Origin of the sequence: Burkholderia sp. Se-20378 (assembly GCF_017104665.1) — a bacterium.
GTDB classification, from domain to species: Bacteria; Pseudomonadota; Gammaproteobacteria; order Burkholderiales; family Burkholderiaceae; genus Burkholderia; species Burkholderia lata.
The window spans coordinates 1-22,157 of the sequence record NZ_JAAGPG010000094.1 but is presented as its reverse complement, the minus strand read 5'-3'; the positions used below and the strand labels follow the sequence as shown (position 1 = coordinate 22,157).

At 67.4% G+C, this 22,157-nt stretch carries 20 protein-coding genes and 1 pseudogene; 14 read left to right on the top strand and 7 right to left on the bottom strand.

Annotation, left to right across the window (positions count from 1 at the left end):
* The coding region (locus G3N93_RS13190) for a sodium:proton antiporter (protein ID WP_206133200.1) at positions 1-990 on the bottom strand (990 nt) is incomplete at its 3' end.
* Between the two features lie 25 nt (positions 991-1,015).
* On the bottom strand, positions 1,016-1,276 hold the full coding sequence (locus tag G3N93_RS13185; protein ID WP_041493055.1) for a XapX domain-containing protein: 261 nt from the start codon (positions 1,274-1,276) through the stop codon (positions 1,016-1,018).
* A 276-nt stretch (positions 1,277-1,552) separates the two neighbouring features.
* Between G3N93_RS13185 and G3N93_RS13180 the strand changes: the two genes are divergently transcribed.
* Positions 1,553-2,239 (top strand): hydrolase, encoded by a 687-nt coding sequence (locus tag G3N93_RS13180; protein WP_206133199.1) that lies wholly within the window; start codon positions 1,553-1,555, stop codon positions 2,237-2,239.
* A gap of 66 nt (positions 2,240-2,305) precedes the next feature.
* On the opposite strand, the gene G3N93_RS13175 is transcribed toward G3N93_RS13180, so the two are convergent.
* A complete protein-coding gene (locus G3N93_RS13175) occupies positions 2,306-3,229 on the bottom strand; it encodes a LysR family transcriptional regulator (protein ID WP_174945961.1) in 924 nt (307 codons plus the stop codon).
* Between the two features lie 98 nt (positions 3,230-3,327).
* Here G3N93_RS13175 and G3N93_RS13170 point away from each other — a divergent pair, with 98 nt between their 5' ends.
* The 7 genes and pseudogenes from G3N93_RS13170 to G3N93_RS42440 all read left to right on the top strand — a co-directional run bounded on the left by G3N93_RS13170 (position 3,328) and on the right by G3N93_RS42440 (position 9,536).
* A complete protein-coding gene (locus G3N93_RS13170) occupies positions 3,328-3,495 on the top strand; it encodes a DUF1427 family protein (RefSeq protein ID WP_043182444.1) in 168 nt (55 codons plus the stop codon).
* A gap of 18 nt (positions 3,496-3,513) precedes the next feature.
* Positions 3,514-5,403, top strand: a complete 1,890-nt coding sequence (locus G3N93_RS13165) for an amidohydrolase (RefSeq protein ID WP_206133198.1) — start codon at positions 3,514-3,516, stop codon at positions 5,401-5,403.
* 1 nt (position 5,404) lies between these two features.
* Positions 5,405-5,859 (top strand): annotated as a pseudogene (locus tag G3N93_RS13160) (DoxX family protein).
* Between the two features lie 40 nt (positions 5,860-5,899).
* Positions 5,900-6,814 (top strand): VOC family protein, encoded by a 915-nt coding sequence (locus G3N93_RS13155; RefSeq protein WP_174934651.1) that lies wholly within the window; start codon positions 5,900-5,902, stop codon positions 6,812-6,814.
* A complete protein-coding gene (locus tag G3N93_RS13150; RefSeq protein WP_206133197.1) occupies positions 6,811-7,506 on the top strand; it encodes a YoaK family protein in 696 nt (231 codons plus the stop codon). The genes G3N93_RS13155 and G3N93_RS13150 overlap by 4 nt, the downstream gene beginning before the upstream one ends.
* Entirely contained in the window at positions 7,503-8,981 is a 1,479-nt protein-coding gene (locus G3N93_RS13145; protein WP_206133196.1) for an alginate export family protein, read from the top strand. Before G3N93_RS13150 ends, G3N93_RS13145 begins: the two co-directional genes overlap by 4 nt.
* A gap of 54 nt (positions 8,982-9,035) precedes the next feature.
* Entirely contained in the window at positions 9,036-9,536 is a 501-nt protein-coding gene (locus G3N93_RS42440) for a DUF3331 domain-containing protein (RefSeq protein WP_174945969.1), read from the top strand.
* 118 nt (positions 9,537-9,654) lie between these two features.
* Here the strand turns inward: G3N93_RS42440 and G3N93_RS13135 are convergent, their stop codons facing one another.
* A complete protein-coding gene (locus G3N93_RS13135) occupies positions 9,655-11,241 on the bottom strand; it encodes an acid phosphatase (RefSeq protein WP_174934643.1) in 1,587 nt (528 codons plus the stop codon).
* Positions 11,242-11,466: 225 nt separating this feature from the next.
* Here G3N93_RS13135 and G3N93_RS13130 point away from each other — a divergent pair, with 225 nt between their 5' ends.
* The 3 genes from G3N93_RS13130 (at position 11,467) to G3N93_RS13120 (ending at position 13,847) form a co-directional block, all read left to right on the top strand.
* Entirely contained in the window at positions 11,467-12,852 is a 1,386-nt protein-coding gene (locus tag G3N93_RS13130) for a cytochrome-c peroxidase (RefSeq protein ID WP_174934641.1), read from the top strand.
* Positions 12,853-12,978: 126 nt separating this feature from the next.
* Entirely contained in the window at positions 12,979-13,365 is a 387-nt protein-coding gene (locus G3N93_RS13125; protein WP_174934639.1) for a hypothetical protein, read from the top strand.
* 11 nt (positions 13,366-13,376) lie between these two features.
* A complete protein-coding gene (locus tag G3N93_RS13120; protein ID WP_174935227.1) occupies positions 13,377-13,847 on the top strand; it encodes an NUDIX hydrolase in 471 nt (156 codons plus the stop codon).
* Positions 13,848-13,984: 137 nt separating this feature from the next.
* Here G3N93_RS13120 and G3N93_RS13115 read toward each other — a convergent pair whose 3' ends face one another.
* Positions 13,985-15,694 carry a glutamine--tRNA ligase/YqeY domain fusion protein gene (locus G3N93_RS13115; RefSeq protein WP_174988956.1) on the bottom strand — a complete coding sequence of 570 codons (1,710 nt, stop codon included), beginning with the start codon at positions 15,692-15,694 and terminating at the stop codon, positions 13,985-13,987.
* Positions 15,695-15,942: 248 nt separating this feature from the next.
* Here G3N93_RS13115 and G3N93_RS13110 point away from each other — a divergent pair, with 248 nt between their 5' ends.
* Both G3N93_RS13110 and G3N93_RS13105 read left to right on the top strand, forming a co-directional pair.
* A complete protein-coding gene (locus G3N93_RS13110) occupies positions 15,943-16,152 on the top strand; it encodes an ornithine acetyltransferase (RefSeq protein ID WP_206133195.1) in 210 nt (69 codons plus the stop codon).
* Between the two features lie 178 nt (positions 16,153-16,330).
* Positions 16,331-16,885 carry an alpha/beta hydrolase gene (locus G3N93_RS13105; protein WP_174934636.1) on the top strand — a complete coding sequence of 185 codons (555 nt, stop codon included), beginning with the start codon at positions 16,331-16,333 and terminating at the stop codon, positions 16,883-16,885.
* Positions 16,886-16,943: 58 nt separating this feature from the next.
* Here G3N93_RS13105 and G3N93_RS13100 read toward each other — a convergent pair whose 3' ends face one another.
* Positions 16,944-18,164, bottom strand: coding sequence for a CaiB/BaiF CoA-transferase family protein (locus G3N93_RS13100; RefSeq protein WP_174934634.1), 1,221 nt, complete (start codon positions 18,162-18,164; stop codon positions 16,944-16,946).
* A gap of 540 nt (positions 18,165-18,704) precedes the next feature.
* Here G3N93_RS13100 and alaS point away from each other — a divergent pair.
* Positions 18,705-21,329, top strand: a complete 2,625-nt coding sequence (gene alaS / locus G3N93_RS13095) for an alanine--tRNA ligase (protein WP_174934632.1) — start codon at positions 18,705-18,707, stop codon at positions 21,327-21,329.
* 126 nt (positions 21,330-21,455) lie between these two features.
* Here the strand turns inward: alaS and G3N93_RS13090 are convergent.
* Positions 21,456-22,157, bottom strand: a 702-nt coding sequence (locus G3N93_RS13090) for a LysR substrate-binding domain-containing protein (RefSeq protein WP_206133194.1), incomplete at its 5' end; no start/stop codon positions are given.

Below are 22,157 nucleotides of genomic sequence, written 5' to 3'. Positions count from 1 at the left end.
CGGCAGCCACATCGCGACGAACACCCAGACGATGCGCGCGCCGATCGCGGCGGCGGTGGCGGGCAGCGCGACGCGCAGGCCGGCCATCAGCACCGCGCCTTCGTGGTTCACGCGCGCGAGGATCGCGTGCAGCGCGAGGCCGATCAGGATGAACACGAGCGCGTCGAGCACGAACACGATCGCTTCCCACGTCGCCTTCGCCTTGATCCGCATGTCGGCGTCGAACACGCGATGCTGGCGCACGCCGAGCACGAGGCCGCAGGTGACGACCGACAGCACACCCGAGCCGTCGACGGCTTCGGCGATCCCGTAGCTGCCCCACGCCATCGCGAAGGTCACGACGATGCCGAGCATCGGGTCGCGCAGGCGCGGCAGCACCCAGCTCATCGCGTGGCCGCACGCAAGGCCAACCGCGATGCCGATCAGCGTGAGCGAGAAGAACAGCCCGGTGGCGCTCGCGGCCGTGATCGACACGGCGAGCGCGGCCGACACGGCCATCTGGTACAGCAGCAGGCCCGACGCATCGTTGACGAGGCTTTCGCCTTCGAGCACCGCGACGAGCCGCGCGGGCAGCGGGTGGCGCTGCAGGATCGCTTTCGCGGCGACCGCGTCCGGCGGCGACACGATCGCGCCGAGCGTGAAGCAGGCGGCCCACGGCAGCGCCGGGTTCACGGCATGCACCGCGAGCGCGACCGCGACGGTCGTGAACACCACCGCGCCGAGCGCGAGCGATGCGATCGACGCAAGCTCCTGGCGGAATTCCTTCCATGCGGTGTAGAACCCGCTCGACATCAGCAGCGGCGGCAGCACGGCCGCGAGCAGCAGCGCCGGGTCCATGTCGGGCACGCGCTTGCCGGCGACCGCGACCACGCAGCCGCCGAGCAGCAGCACGACGGCCGGCGGAATCGAAATCCGCTCGGCGAGCCACGTGAGTGCGCCCGCCCCGCAGATCAACAACAGCAGGTAATGAAACAGCTCGACGTTGGTCATGCGTGGCCGGCGGCGAACGGTTGCGTCACGACGGCTTGCGGTCGTTCGGGGTGCCGCCGGGCAGCGCGCCGAACATGTGCTGGCTGCATTGTGCATCGCGCCATGCGGTGTTCAGCCGGTGTCCGGAAAGCATCCGGCGCGCGACGGGCAGGATCTGTTCGCCGGCCAGCATGCCGAGCAGGCCGGTGAGCGCGATGATCGGCGGGGCCGGCGAGTTCACGCCGAGCGCGCCGTAGATGACGCCGGCGAGGATGCCGGCAAGCAGCGAGAGGAAATACGGTTTCATGGCGGGCGTCCCGTGATGGCAGACGAGCGGCGCGGTGCACGCCGTCAAGGTCTTGAAAGCGTATCGGGTTTGCGTGAAGAAAAAAAGGGCGGGCAGCCCCGAACAGGCATCGATTCAGGAATCGGATCGATTCCGTTTCTTGGGTGTTCGCGCCGCGCGTTTGCGGCTTAAATATTTGGGCCCGGATGAATGTCCGGCGCCGACGTACCTCTGGCTCCTCCCGCTTTCACGGTCGAGGCAGGCCCCCCTTTTTTCGTTCACAGGACACCTTGCGCCATGAGCAATCCGAAACTTGAAGTACTGACTCCGCAGAACAGCCAGCTGATCTTCATCGACCAGCAGCCGCAAATGGCGTTCGGCGTGCAGTCGATCGATCGCCAGACGCTGAAGAACAACGTCGTCGGGCTCGCGAAGGCGGCGAAGGCGTTCAACGTGCCGACCACGATCACGACGGTCGAGACCGAGGCTTTCTCCGGCCATACCTTCCCCGAGCTGCTCGACGTGTTCCCGAACCAGAAGACACTCGAACGCACGTCGATGAACTCGTGGGACGACCAGAAGGTGCGCGACGCGCTTGCCGCGAACGGCCGCAAGAAGGTCGTCGTGTCGGGTCTCTGGACGGAAGTCTGCAATACGACGTTCGCGCTGTGCGCGATGCTCGAAGGCGACTACGAGATCTACATGGTGGCCGACGCATCGGGTGGCACGTCGCAGGCCGCGCACGACTTCGCGATGCAGCGGATGGTGCAGGCCGGTGTCGTGCCCGTCACGTGGCAGCAGGTCCTGCTCGAATGGCAGCGCGACTGGGCGCGCCGCGACAGCTACGACGCCGTGATGGCGATCGCGAAGGAGCACTCGGGTGCGTACGGGATGGGTGTCGACTACGCGTACACGATGGTTCACAAGGCCGCGCAACGCACCGCGACGACGCACGAGTCGATCGCGGCGGTACCGGCGAAGTAACGGACCCCGGCCGCGATCGTGGCAACGGCCGGCCGCGGCGATCCGCTGGCGCCGGCCGTTGCGTGTTCAGGTTGCGGGCAGCGCCCACGGCGCGTGCGCGAAGTGCTCCGCGAGGAAGTCGAGCAGCACCGTCACGCGCGCGGCGCGCAGCATGCCGGGCGGCGTGACGAGGTTGACGTTGATGTCGGCGATCTTCCAGTCCGACATCACTTCCTCCAGCTCGCCGCTCTGCATCGCTTCCCACACCAGGAACTCGGGCTGCAGGGCGAGGCCGTGACCGGCGATGAGCGCGGGAACGATCACGTCCGCGTTGTTGGTGCGAATGCGGCCGTGCACGGATACGCCGACTTCGTCGCCCGATGCCGGTTGGCGGAAGCGCCAGTGTTCGGGCGTCGGCAGGTTCGTGTAGGTGAGGCACACGTGCTGTTCGATGTCGCGCGGGTGAGTGGGGCGGCCACGCCGGTCGAGGTACGCGGGCGACGCGACGAGCGGCCGGCGCACCGCGCAGAGCCGGCGCGAGCGCAGCGACGAATCGCTCAGCTCGGCGATGCGGATCGCGACGTCGAAGCCGCCGGACACGATGTCGACGATGTGATCGGTGAGCACGAGGTCGATGTCGACGCGCGGATAGCGTTCGAGAAACGCGGGCAGCACCGGCGACAGATGGCGCAGCCCGAACGACATCGGCGCATTCACGCGCACGAGGCCGTGCGGTTCGAGCGCCTGCGCGGACGCTTCGCTTTCGATCAGCTCGGCATCGGCGAGCAGGCGGATCGCGCGGTCGCGCAGCAGTTCGCCGGTCGGCGTGAGCGACAGCTTGCGCGACGTGCGGTACAGCAGCATCGCGCCGAGGCGTTTTTCGAGGCGCGCGATCGCCTTCGACACGGTCGGCTGCGAGACGCCGAGCAGGTCGGCGGCTTTCGCGAACGAACCGGTCTCCGCGACGCGCGCAAAGATGGCCCAGGCTTCGAGATCAGGAAGGTGTTGCATGGTCGGGATGAATGGCAGGGAAGCGGAACGGATGCAGCGCACCGCGAAAGCGGGCGTGCGATGCAGGTGATTCTAATCCGGCCGGGAGAAAAATCGTTATGGAATCTTATCTACTTTCGTTGGGCGCCGGCGTGTTGATCGGCGTCGTGTACAGCGTGATCAAGGTGCGTTCGCCGGCACCGCCGCTGATCGCGCTGGTCGGCCTGGCCGGCATGCTGATCGGCGCCCAGGCCATCGCGCCGGTCCGTCACTGGCTCGGCTTCTGACCGCATCGAGGACACTTCATGAGCGCAACCGCTACTCAACCCGATCTCATCCTGCACAACGGGCGCATCACGACGCTCGATCGTGCGAACCCCGTCGCCACCGCCGTGGCGATCAGGGACGGCCGCTTCGTCGCGGTCGGCGCCGACGCGGACATCGTGCCGCTCGCGGGCCGCGCGACGAAGGTCGTCGATCTCGATTGCCGCAGCGTGCTGCCGGGCCTGATCGACAACCACACGCACGTGATTCGCGGCGGCCTGAACTACAACCTCGAGCTGCGCTGGGAGGGTGTGCGTTCGCTCGCGGTCGCGATGGAGATGCTGAAGCACCAGGTCGCGATCACGCCTGCGCCGCAATGGGTGCGCGTGGTTGGCGGCTTCACCGAACACCAGTTCGTGGAGAAGCGCCTGCCGACGATCGACGAACTCAATGCCGTCGCACCCGATACGCCGGTGTTCATCCTACATCTGTACGACCGCGCGCTGCTGAATGCGGCCGCACTGCGGGTGGTCGGCTACACGAAGGACACGCCGGAGCCGCCGGGCGGCACGATCCTGCGCGACGCAGCGGGCAACCCGACCGGGCTGCTGCTCGCGAACCCGAACGCGACGATCCTTTACGCGACGCTCGCGAAAGGCCCGAAGCTGCCGTTCGACTACCAGTACAACTCGACGCGCCACTTCATGCGCGAACTCAATCGTCTTGGCGTGACGGGCGTGATCGACGCAGGCGGCGGGTCGCAGAATTATCCCGACGATTACGAAGTGATCCGCAAGCTGCACGACGCGGGCGAGATGACGGTGCGGATCGCGTACAACCTGTTCACGCAGAAGCCGAACGCGGAGAAGGAAGACTTCGTGAACTGGACGAAGAGCGTCAAGTATCACGACGGCACCGACTACTTCCGCCACAACGGCGCGGGCGAGATGCTGGTGTTTTCGGCGGCCGATTTCGAGGATTTCCGCGTCGCGCGCCCGGACCTGCCGGCGCAGATGGAGGACGATCTCGAAGGCGTCGTGCGCGTGCTCGCGCAGAACCGCTGGCCGTGGCGCATGCATGCGACCTACGACGAAACGATCAGCCGTGCGCTCGACGTGTTCGAGAAGGTGAACCGCGATATTCCGCTCGACGGGCTGAACTGGTTCTTCGATCATGCGGAAACGGTCTCAGAGAAATCGATGGACCGGATCGCCGCGCTCGGCGGCGGCATTGCAGTGCAGCACCGGATGGCGTACCAGGGCGAGTACTTCGTCGAGCGCTATGGCGCGCAGGCCGCGGAGGCGACGCCGCCCGTCGCGAAGATGCTCGACAAGGGGATCAAGGTGTCGGCCGGCACCGACGCGACGCGCGTGGCGTCGTACAACCCGTGGGTGTCGCTCGCGTGGCTCGTGACGGGCAAGACGGTCGGCGGCCTGCGGATGTATCCGCAGCGCAACCTGCTCGATCGCGAGACCGCGCTGTGCATGTGGACCGAGTACGTGACGTGGTTCTCGAACGAAGAGGGGAAGAAAGGGCGCATCGCGGTCGGCCAGCTCGCCGACCTGATGGTCCCGGATCGCGATTTCTTCACGTGTGCGGAGGACGATATCGTCGATACGACTGCATTGCTGACGGTGGTCGGCGGCCGGATCGTGTGGGGCGCGGGGCCGTTCGCGTCGCACGATGCGCCGATTCCGCCCGCGATGCCCGACTGGTCGCCGGTGCGCGAGTACGGCGGCTACGGCGGCTGGGGCGCGACGCAGCGCAACGGTGCACCGCTGCAGCGTGCGGCCGCCGCCGCGATGTGCGGCTGCGCGAGCGCCTGCAACGTCCACGGTCATGCGCATGCCGGCGCATGGGGCCGCGCGTTGCCGACGTCGGACGCAAAGGGCTTCTGGGGCGCGTTCGGCTGTTCGTGCTGGGCGGTCTGACATGGCGACCCCGACCCATCACGTCGGCGCCGGCAACCCGGCGTGGGTCCGCGCGCTGCTGGCGCAGCCTTGGGTCCTGCCGCTCGCGCGGCTGGCGCTGGTGTCCGCGTACCTGATCGGCGGTGTCGCGAAGGCGCTGGACTTCAACGGCGCGGTCGCGGAGCAGGCGCATTTCGGGCTGCAGCCGGCCGCGCTATGGGCGGCACTCGCGATCGCGGTCGAGATCGCCGGCTCGCTGTGCATCGTGCTGGGCCGCTTCACGTGGCTCGGCGCGGGCAGCCTCGCCATGCTGACGCTGGTCGCGATGGCGGTGGCCAACGATTTCTGGACCCGCACGGGCGCCGAGCATTTCATGGCGCTCAACAGTTTTTCGAGCATCTCGGGCTGATCGCCGCACTCGTGCTCGCGACCCGGCTCGCCGATGCGAAGCGCGCGGACGGCGACGGCCGCGCGTGACCGCTTGCACCCTTCGATGACACAACAAGGAAACCTGATCATGACAACCATTCGTTCCGCACTGTGTGCGCTGACGCTCGCGGCCGGCTGCGTCGCGGCGCCGGCGTCGTTCGCGAAACCGCCGGTTCCGGCAGCACCGGTGCCGGTGCTGGCCGTCGGGCCGCAGTACGACACGACGCACGTGTGCGTGGCGCCGGAAGACTTCGACCGCTTCACCGACAGCTTCGTCGCGACGTTCGGCGGCAAGAAGTCGAAGCAGGGCGTGTTCCAGGTCACGCCCACGCCGAGCCAGACGATGTCGCAGCTCGTGCTCACGCCGGTCGGCACGATCTCGGTATTCGGCTTCAAGACGCCGATTCCGTATCCGTTCTGCTCGGAGCGCACCGGCTATCTCGTCACCGATCTCGACGTCGCGGTGAAGACGGCGCGCGCGCACGGCGCGGACGTGATCGTCGACTCGTTCCCCGATCCGATCGGCCGCGACGCGATCATCCGCTGGACCGGCGGGCTGAACATGCAACTCTATTGGCATACCGAAGCACCGCACTACGATGCGCTGGAGACGGTGCCGGAGAACCGCGTGTACGTCTCGCCGGAAAGCGTGCGCAAGCTGGTGCACGATTTCGTCAAGTTCTCGAACGGCAAGGTGGTGTCCGACACGCTCAAGGCGCCGGGCATCGAGATCGGCCGGCCGAACGACACGTACCGCCGCATTCGCATCGAATCGGGCTTCGGCAAGATGACCGTGCTCGTGACCGACGGCCACCTGCCTTACCCGTTCGGCCGCGAGATGACCGGCTACGAAGTGCCCGATCTCGCCGCGACGCTGAAGAAGGCGCAGGCCGCCGGCGTGACCGTGCTCGTGCCGCCGTTCACGTCGGACGGCCGGGATGCGGCGCTCGTGCAGTTCCCGGGCGGCTATGTCGCCGAGATCCACGCGAGCGCGGCGCGATGAAGCACGAGGACACGATCCTTGCCGCGGTGGCCGGCTTCGTCGACACGCTGAGCTTCGTCGCGCTGTTCGGGCTGTTCACCGCACACGTGACCGGCAACTTCGTGCTGATCGGCGCGGGCATCGCGGGCTTCGGCCAGGGTGTCGTGCTGAAGCTCAGCGTGTTTCCCGCGTTCGTGTGCGGCGTGATCGCGAGCAGCCTGATCGCGCGGTCGATGTCGGGGCGGCCCGCATGGCAGGGCACGCGCACGCTGCATGCGGTGCAGGCCGTGCTGCTGCTCGGCTTTTGCGCGGCCGGCGTGTGGGCGACGCCCGTCACGCATCCCGACAGCCTGCCGGCGCTCGTGGCCGGCATCGTCGGCACGTTCGCGATGGGCGTGCAGAACGCGCATCCGCGCGTGATCCCGCGTGCGGGTGTGCCGAACACGGTGATGACCGGCAACGTCACGCAGGCGATCCTCGACGTCGTCGACATGCTGTCCGCCGGCACGGCCGACAGCGTGCGCACGGCGGCCCGCGCGCGGTTCGCGAAGATGCTGCCGGCGATCGTCGCGTTCGCGCTCGGCGCGGCCTGCGGCGCGCTCGGGTTTCGCACGATCGGCTTTCTGGCGCTGCTCGCACCCGTTTGCGCGCTTGCGGTGCTCGCGCTGTGCGCGGCGCAATCCGCGGGTGCAATTGCGAAGGAGCGCGCATGACCTTGCAGCGGGAGCGGCCGCATCGTGGCCGCCGCTTCGATCGTGCGGCACGCGCATCCGTCGTCGCGGGGCTGCTGCTCGCCGGGCGTGGCGTTGCGTTCGCGGAATCGTCGCCAGCATCGGCTTCGGCTTCGGCCACCGACGGCACCGCATCGACGTGCACGGCCAAGCGGCCGACCGTGCTGTTCAACCGCTGGCAGGAAGACTGGTCGGTGCTCGCGAATCCGTGCGTGCCGCGCGCACCGCTCGACGGCCTGAAATACATTCCGCTGGGCAACGATCCGGCTTCCTATCTGTCGCTCGGCGTGAACCTGCGCGAGCGTCTCGAGACCAACGACGCGCCGCTGTTCGGCATCGGTTCCGCGCAATCGGATACGTACCTGATCCAGCGCGTCGAAGTGCATGCCGATGCGCATCTCGGTCAGCACTGGCAGTTCTTCGTGCAGTTGCAGGACGACCGCGCGTACGGCAAGAACACGATCTCGCCGGTCGACAGGAACCCGCTCGATCTCGAGCAGGCGTTCGCGACCTACACGGGCGCGCTCGGCGGCGGCACGTTCAAGTTCCGCGTCGGCCGCCAGGAGATGGCGTTCGACCTGCAGCGCTTCATCGCCGCGCGCGACGGCCCGAACGTGCGGCAGGCGTTCGATGCGCTATGGGCCGACTACGAATACCGGAAGTGGCGTTTCATCGCGTATGCGACGCAGCCGGTGCAGAACCGCAGCGTGTCCACGTTCGACGATGTGTCGAACCGCGACCTCACGTTCAGCGGCGTGCGCTTCGAGCGGCAGTCGGTGGGGCCCGGCGACCTGTCGGGCTACTGGTCGCGCTACAACCGCAGCAACGCGCGCTTTCTCGATGCGAGCGGCGCGGAGCGTCGCGACGTCTGGGATCTGCGTTACACCGGGACGCAGGGCCGCTTCGACTGGGATCTCGAAACGATGCTGCAGACGGGCACGGTCGGCAGCAGCACGATCCGCGCATGGGCGGTCGGCTCGATCGCCGGCTACCGGCTCGACGCGCCGTGGTCGCCGCGCATCGCGCTGCAGGTCGACGCGGCGTCGGGCGACCGGCATCCGCACGACGGCCGTGTCGAAACCTTCAACCCGCTGTTTCCGAACGGCTATTACTTCACGCTGGCCGGCTTCACCGGGTATTCGAACCTGATCCACGTGAAGCCGTCGGTGACGCTGAAGCCGTCGCCGAACCTGTCGCTGCTCGGCGCGCTCGGGTTCCAGTGGCGCGAGACGACCGGCGACGCGGTCTACCAGCAGGGCAACGCGGTGGTGCCGGGCACGGCGGGCAAGGGCGGGTTGTGGACCGGGATGTACGTGCAGCTGCGGGCGGACTGGACCATCGCCGCGAACCTGATCGGTGCGATCGAGGCCGTGCATTTCCAGGTCGGCGATGCGATCCGCCAGGCGGGCGGACACAACGCCGACTATGTCGGGGTCGAGCTGAAGTATGGGTGGTAGCCCGCGTGCCGAGGCGCGTCCGACGGCGAATGGCTGCCCGATGCGTGGTGTCGAATGAATGCGCGTGTGCAGGTACTCGCGTATTCGGACGAGATGCTGATCGTGCGCTGGCCTGGGCCGGGCGGCGCGGAACAGCGCTGGGCGCCCGGGCGCGCGCTTCGCTCGGGCCACTGCGCGCTGTCGGGCGAGAAGATCGTCTGCGGCGATGCTGTGTTCAGTCCGCGCGGGCGGGCGCCATTCGAGCCGAATGCGATGATCCTGGCGGCGGCGCTCGATCGTCCGCGCGTGTCGACGGCTCGCCCGCACGTCCAGGTGCTCGAGCGCTCGGCGCAGCTGCTGGTCGTGCGCTGGGTCGAACCGGGGCGTGCGCATTTCGGCGAGCAGCACTGGAAACCGGGGCGCGCACGGCAGGCCGGGGTCTGCGTGCTGTCGGGCGCGCGGATCGCGTGCGGGGACGACGTGTTCCGCCCGAGCGGACGGCCGACGCCACCGAACGCACGCGCGATGATTCTGGCGATCGCACTCGATGGCGTCGGGCTGAAGCACGGCGGGTGACGCGGCGCGTACGTGCTTGCGTTGACGTTGGCGCAATGACAAAGGGCGGCCGAAGCCGCCCTTTGTCATGTCGTGGCCGGCATCGCGCCGGCCGGTGCATCGCAGTGCCGCTCGGCCGTTACAGGTTCGGCGACAGTTGCAGTGCGTTCGTCAGGTCGCCCATCGGCTGCCCGCCGTTGGCCTTCAGCGCGTCGTCGCGCTGTTGCAGGCCCGTGAGGCGCGGCAGCGAGAAGCGGCGCGTGATGAAGCGCAGGATCGACGCGGTGTCGTACTGCGTGTGGTCGACGAAACCCTTCTTCGAGAACGGCGACACGATGAGTGCCGGAATCCGCGTGCCCGGGCCCCAGCGGTCGCCCTTCGGCGGCGACACGTGATCCCAGAAGCCGCCGTTTTCGTCGTACGTGACGACCACGACCATGTTCTTCCACTGCGGGCTGGCCTGCAGGTGGGCGATCAGGTTCGCGATGTGCTGGTCGCCGCTCGATACGTCCGTGTAGCCCGCGTGTTCGTTCAGGTTGCCCTGCGGCTTGTAGAACGAGACCTGCGGCAGCGTGCCCGCGTCGATCGCCTTGAGGAACTCGCTGCCGTCGGTGCCGCCGTCGAGCAAGTGCTGCGCGCGGCTTGCGCTGCCCGGTGCCTGGTTCGCGTAGTAGTTGAACGGCTGGTGGTGCGGCTGGAAGTTCGGCGCCGTCATGTTCGGGCCGTAGATCACGTTCGCCGTGCCGCTTTGCGCGGCCTGCAGCGCCTGGCTCCACGCACCGCCGTACCATGCCCACGACACGCCCGCGTTGGTCAGCAGGTCGCCGATGTTCTGTTGCGATTGCGGCGGCAGCGTCGACGCGGCCGACGGGTCGGCGAGGTTCGGATCGCCACCCGATGCCGCTTTGTTGCCGCTCGGCTGGTACGGCGGCTGCATCGTGTTGATCGCGTAGAAGTCCGGCGTCAGGTTGCCCGAGTTCACGAACTTCGGAATGCCGTCGAGCGCGGAGGCCGGCGAGTTGGTCGCGAGCTGCAGCGACTTGCCGTCTGCGGCGACGGCCGAGATCGAACCGGCGGCCGGGCTCTTGTCCGCGTTCGCGTAGAACGGCGCGCACGCGCAGATCAGGTACTGGTGGTTGAGGAACGAGCCGCCGAACGCGCCCATGAAGAAGTTGTCGGCCAGCGTGAACTGCTGCGCGATCTTCCACAGCGGCAGCTTCGTCGCGTCGGGCGTGTAGTGGCCCATCACGAGGCCGCCCGAGTCGGCCCAGGCGGCGAACATGTCGTTCTTGCCGCCGTTGATCTGCATCTGGTTCTCGTAGAAGCGGTGATACAGGTCGCGCGTCGTCACGCTCATCGACGTGTTGAAGCCGTTCGGGTCGTCGATCGCGAACGGTGCGTTCGGCAGGTTGGCCGTCATCGCTTCGGTCACGGCCGGCGTGACGCCCTTCGCGGTCAGGCCACCCCAGACCTTCGGCAGCGTCGCGAGCGGCTGGCCGTTGCGGTCCTTCTGCTGCGCGCTTGCTGCAGTCACATTCTGCAGGCCGTTCGCGCCCGGGAAATTGCCGTACAGGTTGTCGAAGCTGCGGTTTTCCGCGTAGATCACGACGACGTTCTTCACCGTCGACAGGCCTTGCTGCTGCACGTCGTCGCCGCCGCAGGCGGTGAGGGCCGCGGCCGCGGCAACGGCGATCGGTGTAAAGCGAATCCAGGCGTGGTTTTTCATCCGTTGTACTCTCTATCTCTCTCTTGTCGCGTGGGGAACCGGAGCATTCGTGTACCGCCGGTTCGCGAGGGTAACCGTGGCTTGTCCGGCTGTAAGCATTTTGAGGGTGCGATTTGACAGCCGGGTGTAGGCGTCCTTTCGATTACCTGTCGATTGGCCGTCATGTAACGGTCATGCGGCTGACATAAACTCCGGCCGCTCCTGAACCCACTTTCCGACGAATCGATGAAGCCTCGCCAACCGACAGCCGGCGCGTTCGCGCGTTCGTGGCTGCACCTGACCGGCGCATTCGCGCTGGCCACCTCGCTTGCAACCCTTGCCGGCTGTGACGGACAGCCGGGAGCGGGTGCGCCGTCCGTACCGGCCGCGAGCGCGGCGAGTGCACCGGGCGCCGCGAACGTGGTTGCGTCCGCAACGGTTGCCGCCAGCGGTGCGGTGGTCGAGACGAACCAGCCGCAGACGCGGGCACAAGTTTACGAAGGAGTGCGCCGGATGACGGCGCTCGGCAAGCAACTTTTCTTCGACCCTACGCTGTCAGGTTCCGGCAAGCTCGCGTGCGCGTCGTGTCACAGCCCCGATCACGCATTCGGCCCGCCCAATGCGCTGGCCGTGCAGTTCGGCGGCGACGACATGAAGCGCCCGGGCTTTCGCGCGGTGCCGTCGCTGAAGTACCTGCAGGGCGTGCCGCAGTTCACCGAGCACTTCCACGATTCCGACGACGAAGGCGACGAGAGCGTCGATGCGGGCCCGACCGGCGGCCTCACGTGGGACGGCCGTGTCGACACGGGCGCCGAGCAGGCGCGCATTCCGCTCACGTCGCCGTTCGAGATGAACAGCTCGCCCGCGAAGGTGGCGCAGGCCGTGAAGGCTGCGCCGTATGCGGACGAGTTCCGCGCGGTGTTCGGCGTGAAGGTGCTCGACGACGACGCGGCCACGTTCAAGGCCGTGCTGCGCGCGCTCGAGACGTTCGAGCAGACGCCCGAACTGTTCTCGCCGTACACGAGCAAGTACGACGCGTATCTCGCCGGCCATGCACAGCTCACGCCCGCCGAATTGCGCGGTCTGCAGTTGTTCAACGACGAGAAGAAGGGCAATTGCGCGAGCTGCCACATCAGCCAGCGCGCGCTCGACGGCACGCCGCCGCAGTTCAGCGATTTCGGGCTGATCGCGATCGCCGTGCCGCGCAATCGCGCGCTGCCCGTCAATCGCGACCCGCGCTTTTACGATCTCGGCGCGTGCGGCCCCGAGCGTACCGACCTGAAGGGCCGCGACGAATTCTGCGGGCTGTTCCGCACGCCGTCGCTGCGCAACGTCACGCTGCGCAAGACGTTCTTCCACAACGGCGTGTATCACACGCTCGAGGACGTGATGCGCTTCTACGTCGAGCGCGACATCCATCCGGAGAAGTTCTATCCGGTCGTGCACGGCAAGGTGCAGATCTATGACGACCTGCCCAAGCGCTACTGGCCGAACATCAACCGTGAGGCGCCGTTCGATCGCAAGCGCGGCGAGCAGCCCGCGCTGAACGCGGCCGAGATCAAGGACGTGATCGCGTTCCTGGGTACGCTGACTGACGGATATCAGCAAACGGCCGCGCCGGCCGGCCACTAGAAGGCGGCGCCGACGGCACGCATGCTATCCTCGCTCGCTGGCAGGCGCAGTGTGCGTGCCGGATGGCCGGCCCCCGGTTCGCCGGCATGCACCGCGCCGTTCGATCGAACATCCAAGGAGAACAACATGTCGATGCGTGCATCCCTTTCCGTCGTCACGCGCGTGCTGGCCGGCGCCGCGTGCGCAGCCGCGATGCTGCCCGCCCATGCGCAGAACAACCTGAACTTCCTGAACGACACGCCGCTCAGCTACTTCAGCAAGACTGACCGCGCGTCGCTTTCCAAGGCGGTCGTGCAAGTGCGCGACGAAGGCAAGGACGGCGAGACCACGACGTGGCAGAGCAGCGGTCGCGGCACGCAGATCGATGCGAAGCTCACGCCGACCACGACCGAGGCGGACGGCAAGACCTGCCGTGAAATCGCCACCGAAATCACCGCGAAGGGCCAGACGATGACGCTCAAGCCCGTCTATTGCAAGACCGACGCGGGCAAGTGGCAGTTGCAGAAGCGCTGAGCACGCGCGTGATGAAGCGGGGCGCCGCGCCGCGCACGGTGTCGTGCGGCGTCGTGATCCTCGATGCCGCCGGCCGCGTGTTCCTCGCGCATGCGACGGATACCACGCACTGGGACATCCCGAAAGGGCAGGGCGAGCCGGGCGAGACGCCGGCCGACGCGGCGCTGCGTGAACTGCTCGAGGAAACCGGCATCGTGTTCGCGCCGGCCCGGTTGCTCGATCTCGGCCGCTTTGCTTACCGGCACGACAAGGATCTGCACCTGTTCGCGGTGCAGGTGGCCGAAGGCGAGATCGATCCCGCGCAGTGCACGTGCACGTCGCTGTTTCCAAGCCGTCGCGACGGCTCGATGATTCCGGAGATGGATGCGTATCGCTGGACCCTGCCCGGCGACATCGATGCGTTTGCCAGCCGTAGCCTCGCGCGACTGTTTCGCACGAAGCTGTCGCTGGTGGATTTGCATCGGCGATTGATGGGTGGGTGACGAGCGCGACGGCTTTCGTTGCCATGTGCCTGGCTTCGATTCGAAGCACGCAATAAAAAAACCGGCCCTGGAGCCGGTTTTTTTATGGTCGCGCGACGGCGGCTTGCGAAGCCGCGCACCGCGCGCGGAGCGTGCCGTTACGCCGGCTTGCCCCAGCTGTCACGCAGCCCGACGATCCGGTTGAACACCGGCTTGCCCGGCTTCGAATCGACACGATCCGCCACGAAGTAGCCGTGACGCTCGAACTGCAGGCGCGTTTCCGGCGCGATGTCGCCGTTGCCCGGCTCGACGTACGCCTGCACGATCTTCTTCGAATCGGGGTTCAGCGCCTCGAGGAAGTTCGCGCCGCCCGCGTCCGGATGCGGCTCCTTGAACAGGCGGTCGTAGATCCGCACTTCGGCCGGCTGCGCATGCTTCGCGCTGACCCAGTGGATGTTGCCCTTGACCTTGTACGTGTTCGCGCCTTCGGTGCCCGACTTGCTGTCCGGGAAGTAGTTGCAGTGCACGGCCGTCACGTTGCCGTCGGCGTCCTTGTCGAAGCCCGTGCACTCGATCACGTAGCCGTAGCGCAGGCGCACCTTGTTGCCCGGGAACAGGCGGAAATAGCCCTTCGGCGGGTTCTCGACGAAGTCCTCGCGCTCGATCCACAGCTCGCGCGAGATCGGGAACGTACGCACGCCGCGATCCGGGTGGTGCGGGTGCACGGGCGCCGTGCACGCTTCCTCGAGGTCTTCCGGATAGTTGTCGATCACGAGCTTCAGCGGATCGAGCACGGCGACCGTGCGCGCGGCCTTGTCGTCGAGGTCGTCGCGCAGCGCGCCTTCGAAGATGCTCATGTCGATCCACGAGTCGATCTTCGTCACGCCGATCCGTTCGCAGAACAGGTGGATGCTCTCCGGCGTGAAGCCGCGGCGGCGCACGCCGACGATCGTCGGCATCCGCGGGTCGTCCCAGCCGTCGACGTGGCCTTCGGTGACGAGCTGCAGCAGCTTGCGCTTGCTGGTGATCGCGTACGTGAGGTTCAGTCGCGAGAATTCGATCTGTTGCGGCAGCGGGCGCGTGAACATGCCGGCTTCCGCGAGTTCGTTCAGCACCCAGTCGTACAGCGGGCGGTGATCCTCGAATTCGAGCGTGCACAGCGAATGCGTGATGCCTTCGAGCGCATCCGAGATGCAGTGCGTGTAGTCGTACATCGGATACACGCACCATGCGTCGCCGGTGCGGTAGTGGTGCGCGTAGCGGATCCGGTAGATCACCGGGTCGCGCATGTTCATGTTCGGCGAAGCCATGTCGATCTTCGCGCGCAGCACGTGCTCGCCTTCCTTGAATTCGCCGGCCTTCATGCGGCGGAACAGGTCGAGGTTTTCTTCCGGCGTGCGTTCGCGGAACGGCGACGGCTTGCCGCCTTCCGTCAGCGAGCCGCGGTTCGCGCGCATTTCATCGGCGCTCTGGCTGTCGACATACGCCTTGCCGCGCTGGATCAGCAGCTCGGCGAACTCGTACAGCTTGTCGTAGTAGTCGCTCGCGAAGTACTGGTGATCGACCGCGTCCTTGCGCCAGTCGAAGCCGAGCCAGCGCACCGCGTCGACGATCGAGTCGACGTACTCGACGCTTTCCTTTTCCGGGTTCGTATCGTCGAAGCGCAGGTGGCACACGCCACCGTAGTCACGCGCGACGCTGAAGTTCAGGCAGATGCTCTTGGCGTGCCCGATGTGCAGATAGCCGTTCGGCTCGGGCGGAAAGCGCGTCTCGACGCGGCCGCCCCATTTGCCGGTGCGGTTGTCGTCGTCGATGATGTTGCGGATGAAATTGGAAGCCGCGGGGGCGTCGTTGCGTTCGGTGCTCATGCGGATGGCGTCAGGTTGTGTCGGCGCGCGCGTCGCGCCGGTTTAATCCCGTGATTCTACCTGACCGGGGTCCGTCCCGCGCGGCTTGCGGCATGGCGGGGGCGGGTTTCGACCGATTATCTCGATATTGTGTCGGCTGTAACACGACGTAAATCGGATTGCCCGGGCCGTTTGGCGTTGCCTATGATGGCTTCACCGATTCAATGCCGCCGTTCGGGTTGCCGCGCGGCGGGAGGAAACTAAAAATCATGATGAAGAAGACCACGTTTATCGTTCGTACCGCCGTGATCGTCGCGGCCCTGTCGCAACTCGGCGCGTGCGCCATGACGCATACGCAGCGCAATGCCGGTATCGGCGCGGCCGCCGGCGGCGCGCTCGGCTACCTGGGGACGGGCGGCCCGCTCGGCACGGTCGCCGGCGCAGCGGCGGGCGGTATCGTCGGCGCGAACGTGCGCTGACCGATGACATGACGCGAGCCGCCTGCAACGCGGCTTGTCGTCCGGTCGCGACGCGATGCTCAACGCGTCCCGACCCCACGCACATCCTTCCGGTATCAGACAGGCAGCATCAGGGAGGAACGGGTGTGCGACACTGCGTCGACGCTACAAAACGAATTCACTCGTCGACGCACTTTCCATGAGCTCATTCCCCGTTCTCGTCCTGCCGGGCTACGCCAATTCGGGCCCGCTTCACTGGCAGAGCCGCTGGGAGCGTGCCGATGCACGTTTCTCGCGCGTCGCGATGCCCGACTGGGACCGGGCGTTCCGCAACGGCTGGTGTCTCGCGCTCGATCGCGCGGTCGAAGCGGCGCGCGGGCCGGTGCTGCTTGCCGGTCACAGCCTCGGCACGCTGACCACCGCGTGGTGGGCGACGCGCTATGCGCGTCCGGCCGCGCTCGCGAAAGTGCGCGGCGCGCTACTGGTCGCGCTGCCCGATCCCGACGGTCCCGCGTTTCCGGCCGACGCGCATGGCTTCGGGCCCGTGCCGGCCGAACGGCTGCCGTTTCCGACCTGCGTCGTTGCGAGCAGCGACGATCCGTATGGCTCGCTCGCATTCGCCCGCACCTGCGCGAACGCATGGGGCAGCGCATTCCACGATATCGGCCCGCGTGGCCACATCAACGCGGACAGCGGGCTCGGCGACTGGCCTGATGCACGCGGCTGGCTCGACGCGCTCGCTCACCGCGATTGACCATGCGGGGCGGTGGCTGCTGCCACGCGCCCGTCCGCACCCGCACCGACCACCGCGTTCAGATCGCCTGTTTCGCCCGCAGCGTGGCGATCTTCGCGTCGTCGTAGCCGAGCATGTCGCGCAGCACGTCGTCGGTCTGCGCACCGAGCAGCGGCGGGGCCGTGCGTGCTTCGGGCGGCGTCGCGCTCATCCGGATCGGGTTGCGCACGAGCTTCGCGTCCGCGCCGCACGGGTGCGGCAGCGACACCTGCATCCCGCGCGCGACGACCTGCTCGTTGTCGAACACCTCGTCGAGATCGTTGATCGGGCCGCACGGCACGCCGGCGGCTTCGAGCGCGCCGATCCAGTCGGCCTTGTCGCGCGCCTTCACCATTTCCGCGAGGATCGGCACCAGCGTGTCGCGGTGGCGCACGCGCGACGGATTCGTCGCGAAACGCTCGTCGTCCGCCAGCCCGGGCTGGCCGCCGGCCTCGACGAACTTGCGGAACTGGCCGTCGTTGCCGACCGCGACGATGATCCACCCGTCGCGCGTCTGGAACGTCTGGTACGGCACGATGTTCGGATGCGCATTGCCCCAGCGCACCGGCGGCTTGCCGCTCGCGAGGAAGTTGGTGTTCATGTTCGCGAGCAGCGCGACCTGCACGTCGAGCAGCGCCATGTCGATGTACTGGCCTTCGCCGGTCCGGTCGCGGTGCGCGAGCGCGGCGAGCACCGCGATCGTCGAGTAGAGGCCGGTCGCGAGGTCGGCGATCGCGACGCCGGCCTTCTGCGGGCCGCCGCCCGGCTCGCCGTCGCGCTCGCCGGTGATGCTCATGAAGCCGCCGATGCCCTGGATGATGAAGTCGTAGCCCGCGCGGTGCGCATACGGGCCCGTCTGGCCGAAGCCGGTGACCGAGCAGTAGACGAGATCGGGCTTCACCGCGCGCAGCGAATCGTAATCGAGCCCGTATTTCTTCAACTGGCCGACCTTGTAGTTCTCGAGCACGACGTCGCTTTGCGCGGCAAGCTCGCGCACGATCTGCTGGCCTTCGGGCGTCGCGATGTCGACCGTCACCGAGCGCTTGTTGCGGTTCGCCGCGAGGTAGTACGCGGCCTCGGCGGTATCGGCGCCGTCCGCGTCCTTCAGGTACGGCGGCCCCCAGTGGCGCGTGTCGTCGCCGGCGCCCGGGCGCTCGACCTTGATCACGTCCGCGCCGAAATCGGCAAGCGTCTGCGCGCACCACGGGCCCGCGAGGACGCGGGTGAGGTCCAGCACGCGGATATGGCTCAGGGCACCCATCGTCGAATCGTCTCCTTTCATGGCTGGCCTTGTCGGGCAAGGCCGGTTGGCATGCCGAGCATCTTAAGGCGAATCGGCCCGGCGGGTGGCCTGGAGCCTGTTTCCGCTAATAACGGGCTTGCGCTGGCCCCCAGAAGGGCCGAGCGCAAGGAATGCGACGCCGCGAATACTCGACGTATTCGCAAGGAGTATGACGCAGCGATCGGCCCTTCTGGGGGCCAGCCCGGCGAATGAGTTATTTCAAAAACAGGGGAACGTGCCTTTCCGCCCGCATTGCGGCGTCGTTCGTCGTTGCAATAGCTACGGCTATTGCGCCTCCTCTCTCCTTGCACTGCGGGCGGAAAGGCACGTTCGCAAGCCCGTTATTAGCGGAAACAGGCTCCACCCGGCACGGCCGGATGGCCGAGCCGCTTTCCGGCGCTTTGCCCGGAAGCCGGCCCCGATCCCGTATAATCGATCGTTTCCGAATCCATGCCGCCGCGCGCCCCGACAAGGGCGCCGGCGTTTGAAGCCGTCTTTGCCAGACTGTCCCCGCACGCCATGAAAGCTGCCGAAATCCGCGAGAAATTCCTCAAATTCTTCGAATCGAAGGGCCACACGATCGTCCGCTCGTCGAGCCTCGTGCCCGGTAACGACCCCACGCTGATGTTCACGAACTCGGGCATGGTCCAGTTCAAGGACGTGTTCCTCGGTACGGACCCGCGTCCGTACTCGCGCGCCACGACGGCGCAGCGCAGCGTGCGCGCGGGCGGCAAGCACAACGACCTCGAGAACGTCGGCTACACGGCGCGCCACCACACGTTCTTCGAGATGCTCGGCAACTTCTCGTTCGGCGACTACTTCAAGCACGACGCGATCAAGTTCGCGTGGGAGCTGCTGACCACGGTCTACCAGCTGCCGAAGGACAAGCTGTGGGTCACGGTCTACCAGGAAGACGACGAGGCCTACGACATCTGGGCGAAGGAAGTCGGCGTGCCGACCGAGCGCATCATCCGCATCGGCGACAACAAGGGCGCGCGCTACGCGTCGGACAACTTCTGGACGATGGGCGACACCGGCCCGTGCGGCCCGTGTACCGAAATCTTCTACGACCACGGCCCGGACGTGTGGGGCGGCCCGCCGGGGTCGCCTGAGGAAGACGGCGACCGCTACATCGAGATCTGGAACCTCGTGTTCATGCAGTTCAACCGTGACGCGCAGGGCAACATGACGCGCCTGCCGAAGCAGTCGGTTGACACCGGCATGGGCCTCGAGCGTCTCGCCGCGGTGCTGCAGCACGTGCACAGCAACTACGAGATCGACCTGTTCCAGAACCTGATCAAGGCCGCCGCGCGCGTGACCGAAATCAGCGACCTCACGAACAACTCGCTGAAGGTGATCGCCGATCACATCCGCGCGTGCTCGTTCCTGATCGTCGACGGCGTGATCCCCGGCAACGAAGGCCGCGGCTACGTGCTGCGCCGGATCGTGCGCCGCGCGATCCGCCACGGCTACAAGCTCGGCCGCAAGGGCTCGTTCTTCCACAAGCTGGTGGCCGACCTCGTCGCCGAAATGGGCGTCGCGTATCCGGAGCTGAAGGAAGCCGAACAGCGCGTGACCGACGTGCTGCGCCAGGAAGAAGAGCGCTTCTTCGAGACGATCGAGCACGGCATGTCGATCCTCGAAGGCGCGCTGGCCGACGTCGAAGCGAAGGGCGGCAAGGTGCTCGACGGCGAGCTCGCGTTCAAGCTGCACGACACCTACGGCTTCCCGCTCGACCTCACGGCCGACGTGTGCCGCGAGCGCGGGATGACGGTCGACGAGCCGGCATTCGACGACGCGATGGCGCGCCAGCGCGAGCAGGCGCGCGCGGCCGGCAAGTTCAAGGCCGCGCAAGGCCTCGAATACACGGGCGCGAAGACCACGTTCCACGGCTATGAGGAAATCGCGTTCGACGATGCGAAGATCGTCGCGCTGTACGTCGACGGTTCGTCGGTCAACGAAGTGAAGACCGGCCAGGACGCGGTCGTCGTGCTCGACCACACGCCGTTCTACGCGGAATCGGGCGGCCAGGTCGGCGACCAGGGCGTGCTCGCGAACGCCGCGACGCGCTTCGCGGTGGCCGATACGCTGAAGGTGCAGGCCGACGTGATCGGCCACCACGGCACGCTGGAGCAGGGCACGCTGAAGGTCGGCGACGTGCTGCGCGCGGAAATCGACGCGCATCGCCGCGCCCGCACGCAGCGCAACCACTCGGCCACCCACCTGATGCACAAGGCGCTGCGCGAAGTGCTCGGCGCGCACGTGCAGCAGAAGGGTTCGCTGGTCGACGCGGAAAAGACCCGTTTCGACTTCGCGCACAACGCACCGATGACCGACGACGAAATCCGTCGCGTCGAGCAGATCGTCAACAACGAAATCCTCGCGAACGCGCCGGGCATCGTGCGCGTGATGCCGTACGACGAAGCGGTGAAGGGCGGCGCGATGGCGCTGTTCGGCGAGAAGTACGGCGATGAAGTGCGTGTGCTCGACCTCGGCTTCTCGCGCGAACTGTGCGGCGGCACGCACGTGAGCCGCAGCGGCGACATCGGCTTCTTCAAGATCGTCGTCGAAGGCGGCGTCGCGGCCGGCATCCGCCGTGTCGAGGCGATCACCGGCGACAACGCGGTGCGCTACGTGCAGGAACTCGACGCCCGCGTGAACGAAGCCGCGGCCGCGCTGAAGGCGCAGCCGTCGGAGCTCACGCAGCGTATCGCGCAGGTGCAGGACCAGGTGAAGTCGCTCGAGAAGGAACTGGGCGCGTTGAAGTCGAAGCTCGCATCGAGCCAGGGCGACGAGCTCGCGCAGCAGGCCGTCGAAATCGGCGGCGTGTTCGTGCTGGCCGCGACGCTCGACGGCGCCGACGCGAAGACGCTGCGCGAAACGGTCGACAAGCTGAAGGACAAGCTGAAGAGCGCGGCGATCGTACTGGCAGCCGTCGAAGGCGGCAAGGTCAGCCTGATCGCGGGCGTTACGCCCGACGCAAGCAAGAAGGTCAAGGCCGGCGAGCTCGTGAACTTCGTCGCGCAGCAGGTCGGCGGCAAGGGCGGTGGTCGTCCGGACATGGCGCAGGCAGGCGGCACCGAGCCGGCGAACCTGCCGGGCGCGCTGGCGGGCGTGAAGGGCTGGGTCGAAGAGCGGCTCTGATCGTCCCGACCGATGTGATGCCGTCTCGTTGCGGCATCGCGTGAAATGAAAAAGACCCGATCGGCATGCGCCGGTCGGGTCTTTTTGTTGGTCGGCCGGAACGACGTGCGCGGGCCGCCCGACGATTCAGGCCGTCACGGTGACCGGCGGCTGCGCCGCACCGTCCGGCTGACGCCCGGCCGCCTCGCTCAATGCATCGCGCAACGCAGCCAAGGCCGCCGACGCATAGCCCTGTCGCCACGCGAGCAGCGTATCGATGCCTTCCAGTTCGGGGATCACGTGCGCGGTGATGTTGCCGGTCTCGGGCTGCAGGTCGAGCACCGAACGCGGTGCGACCGCGATGCCGGCGCCCGCCGCGACGCACGCGACGATCGCGTGATACGACCCGAGTTCGAGCACGCGCGCCGGCTTGACGCCGTGCGCCGCATACCACTGTTCGACGTACTTGCGATACGTGCAACCGCGCTCGAATGCGATCAGCGTCGGCAGGATCACGTCGCGCGGCGTGCGCACCGGCGGATGGCCGCGTGGCGTGAGCAGCACCAGGTTTTCGCGGAAGATCGGCACCGTCTCGAACGTGTCGGGCAGCGTGTCCGGCGCGGGCGGGCGCGCGAACAGCGCGGCGTCGATCTCGAAGTCGCGCACGCGGTCGATCAGCCAGCCCGTCGTGCCTGTGAGCAGCTCGAGCGACACGTCGGGCCACGCGTGGTGATAGCGCGCGAGCACGGTCGGCAGGCGGCTCGCGGCCGTGCTCTCCATCGTGCCGAGCCGCAGCCGCCCGCGCGGCGTGTCCTCGCGCACCGCGTCGCGGGCCTCGTCGGCGAGCGG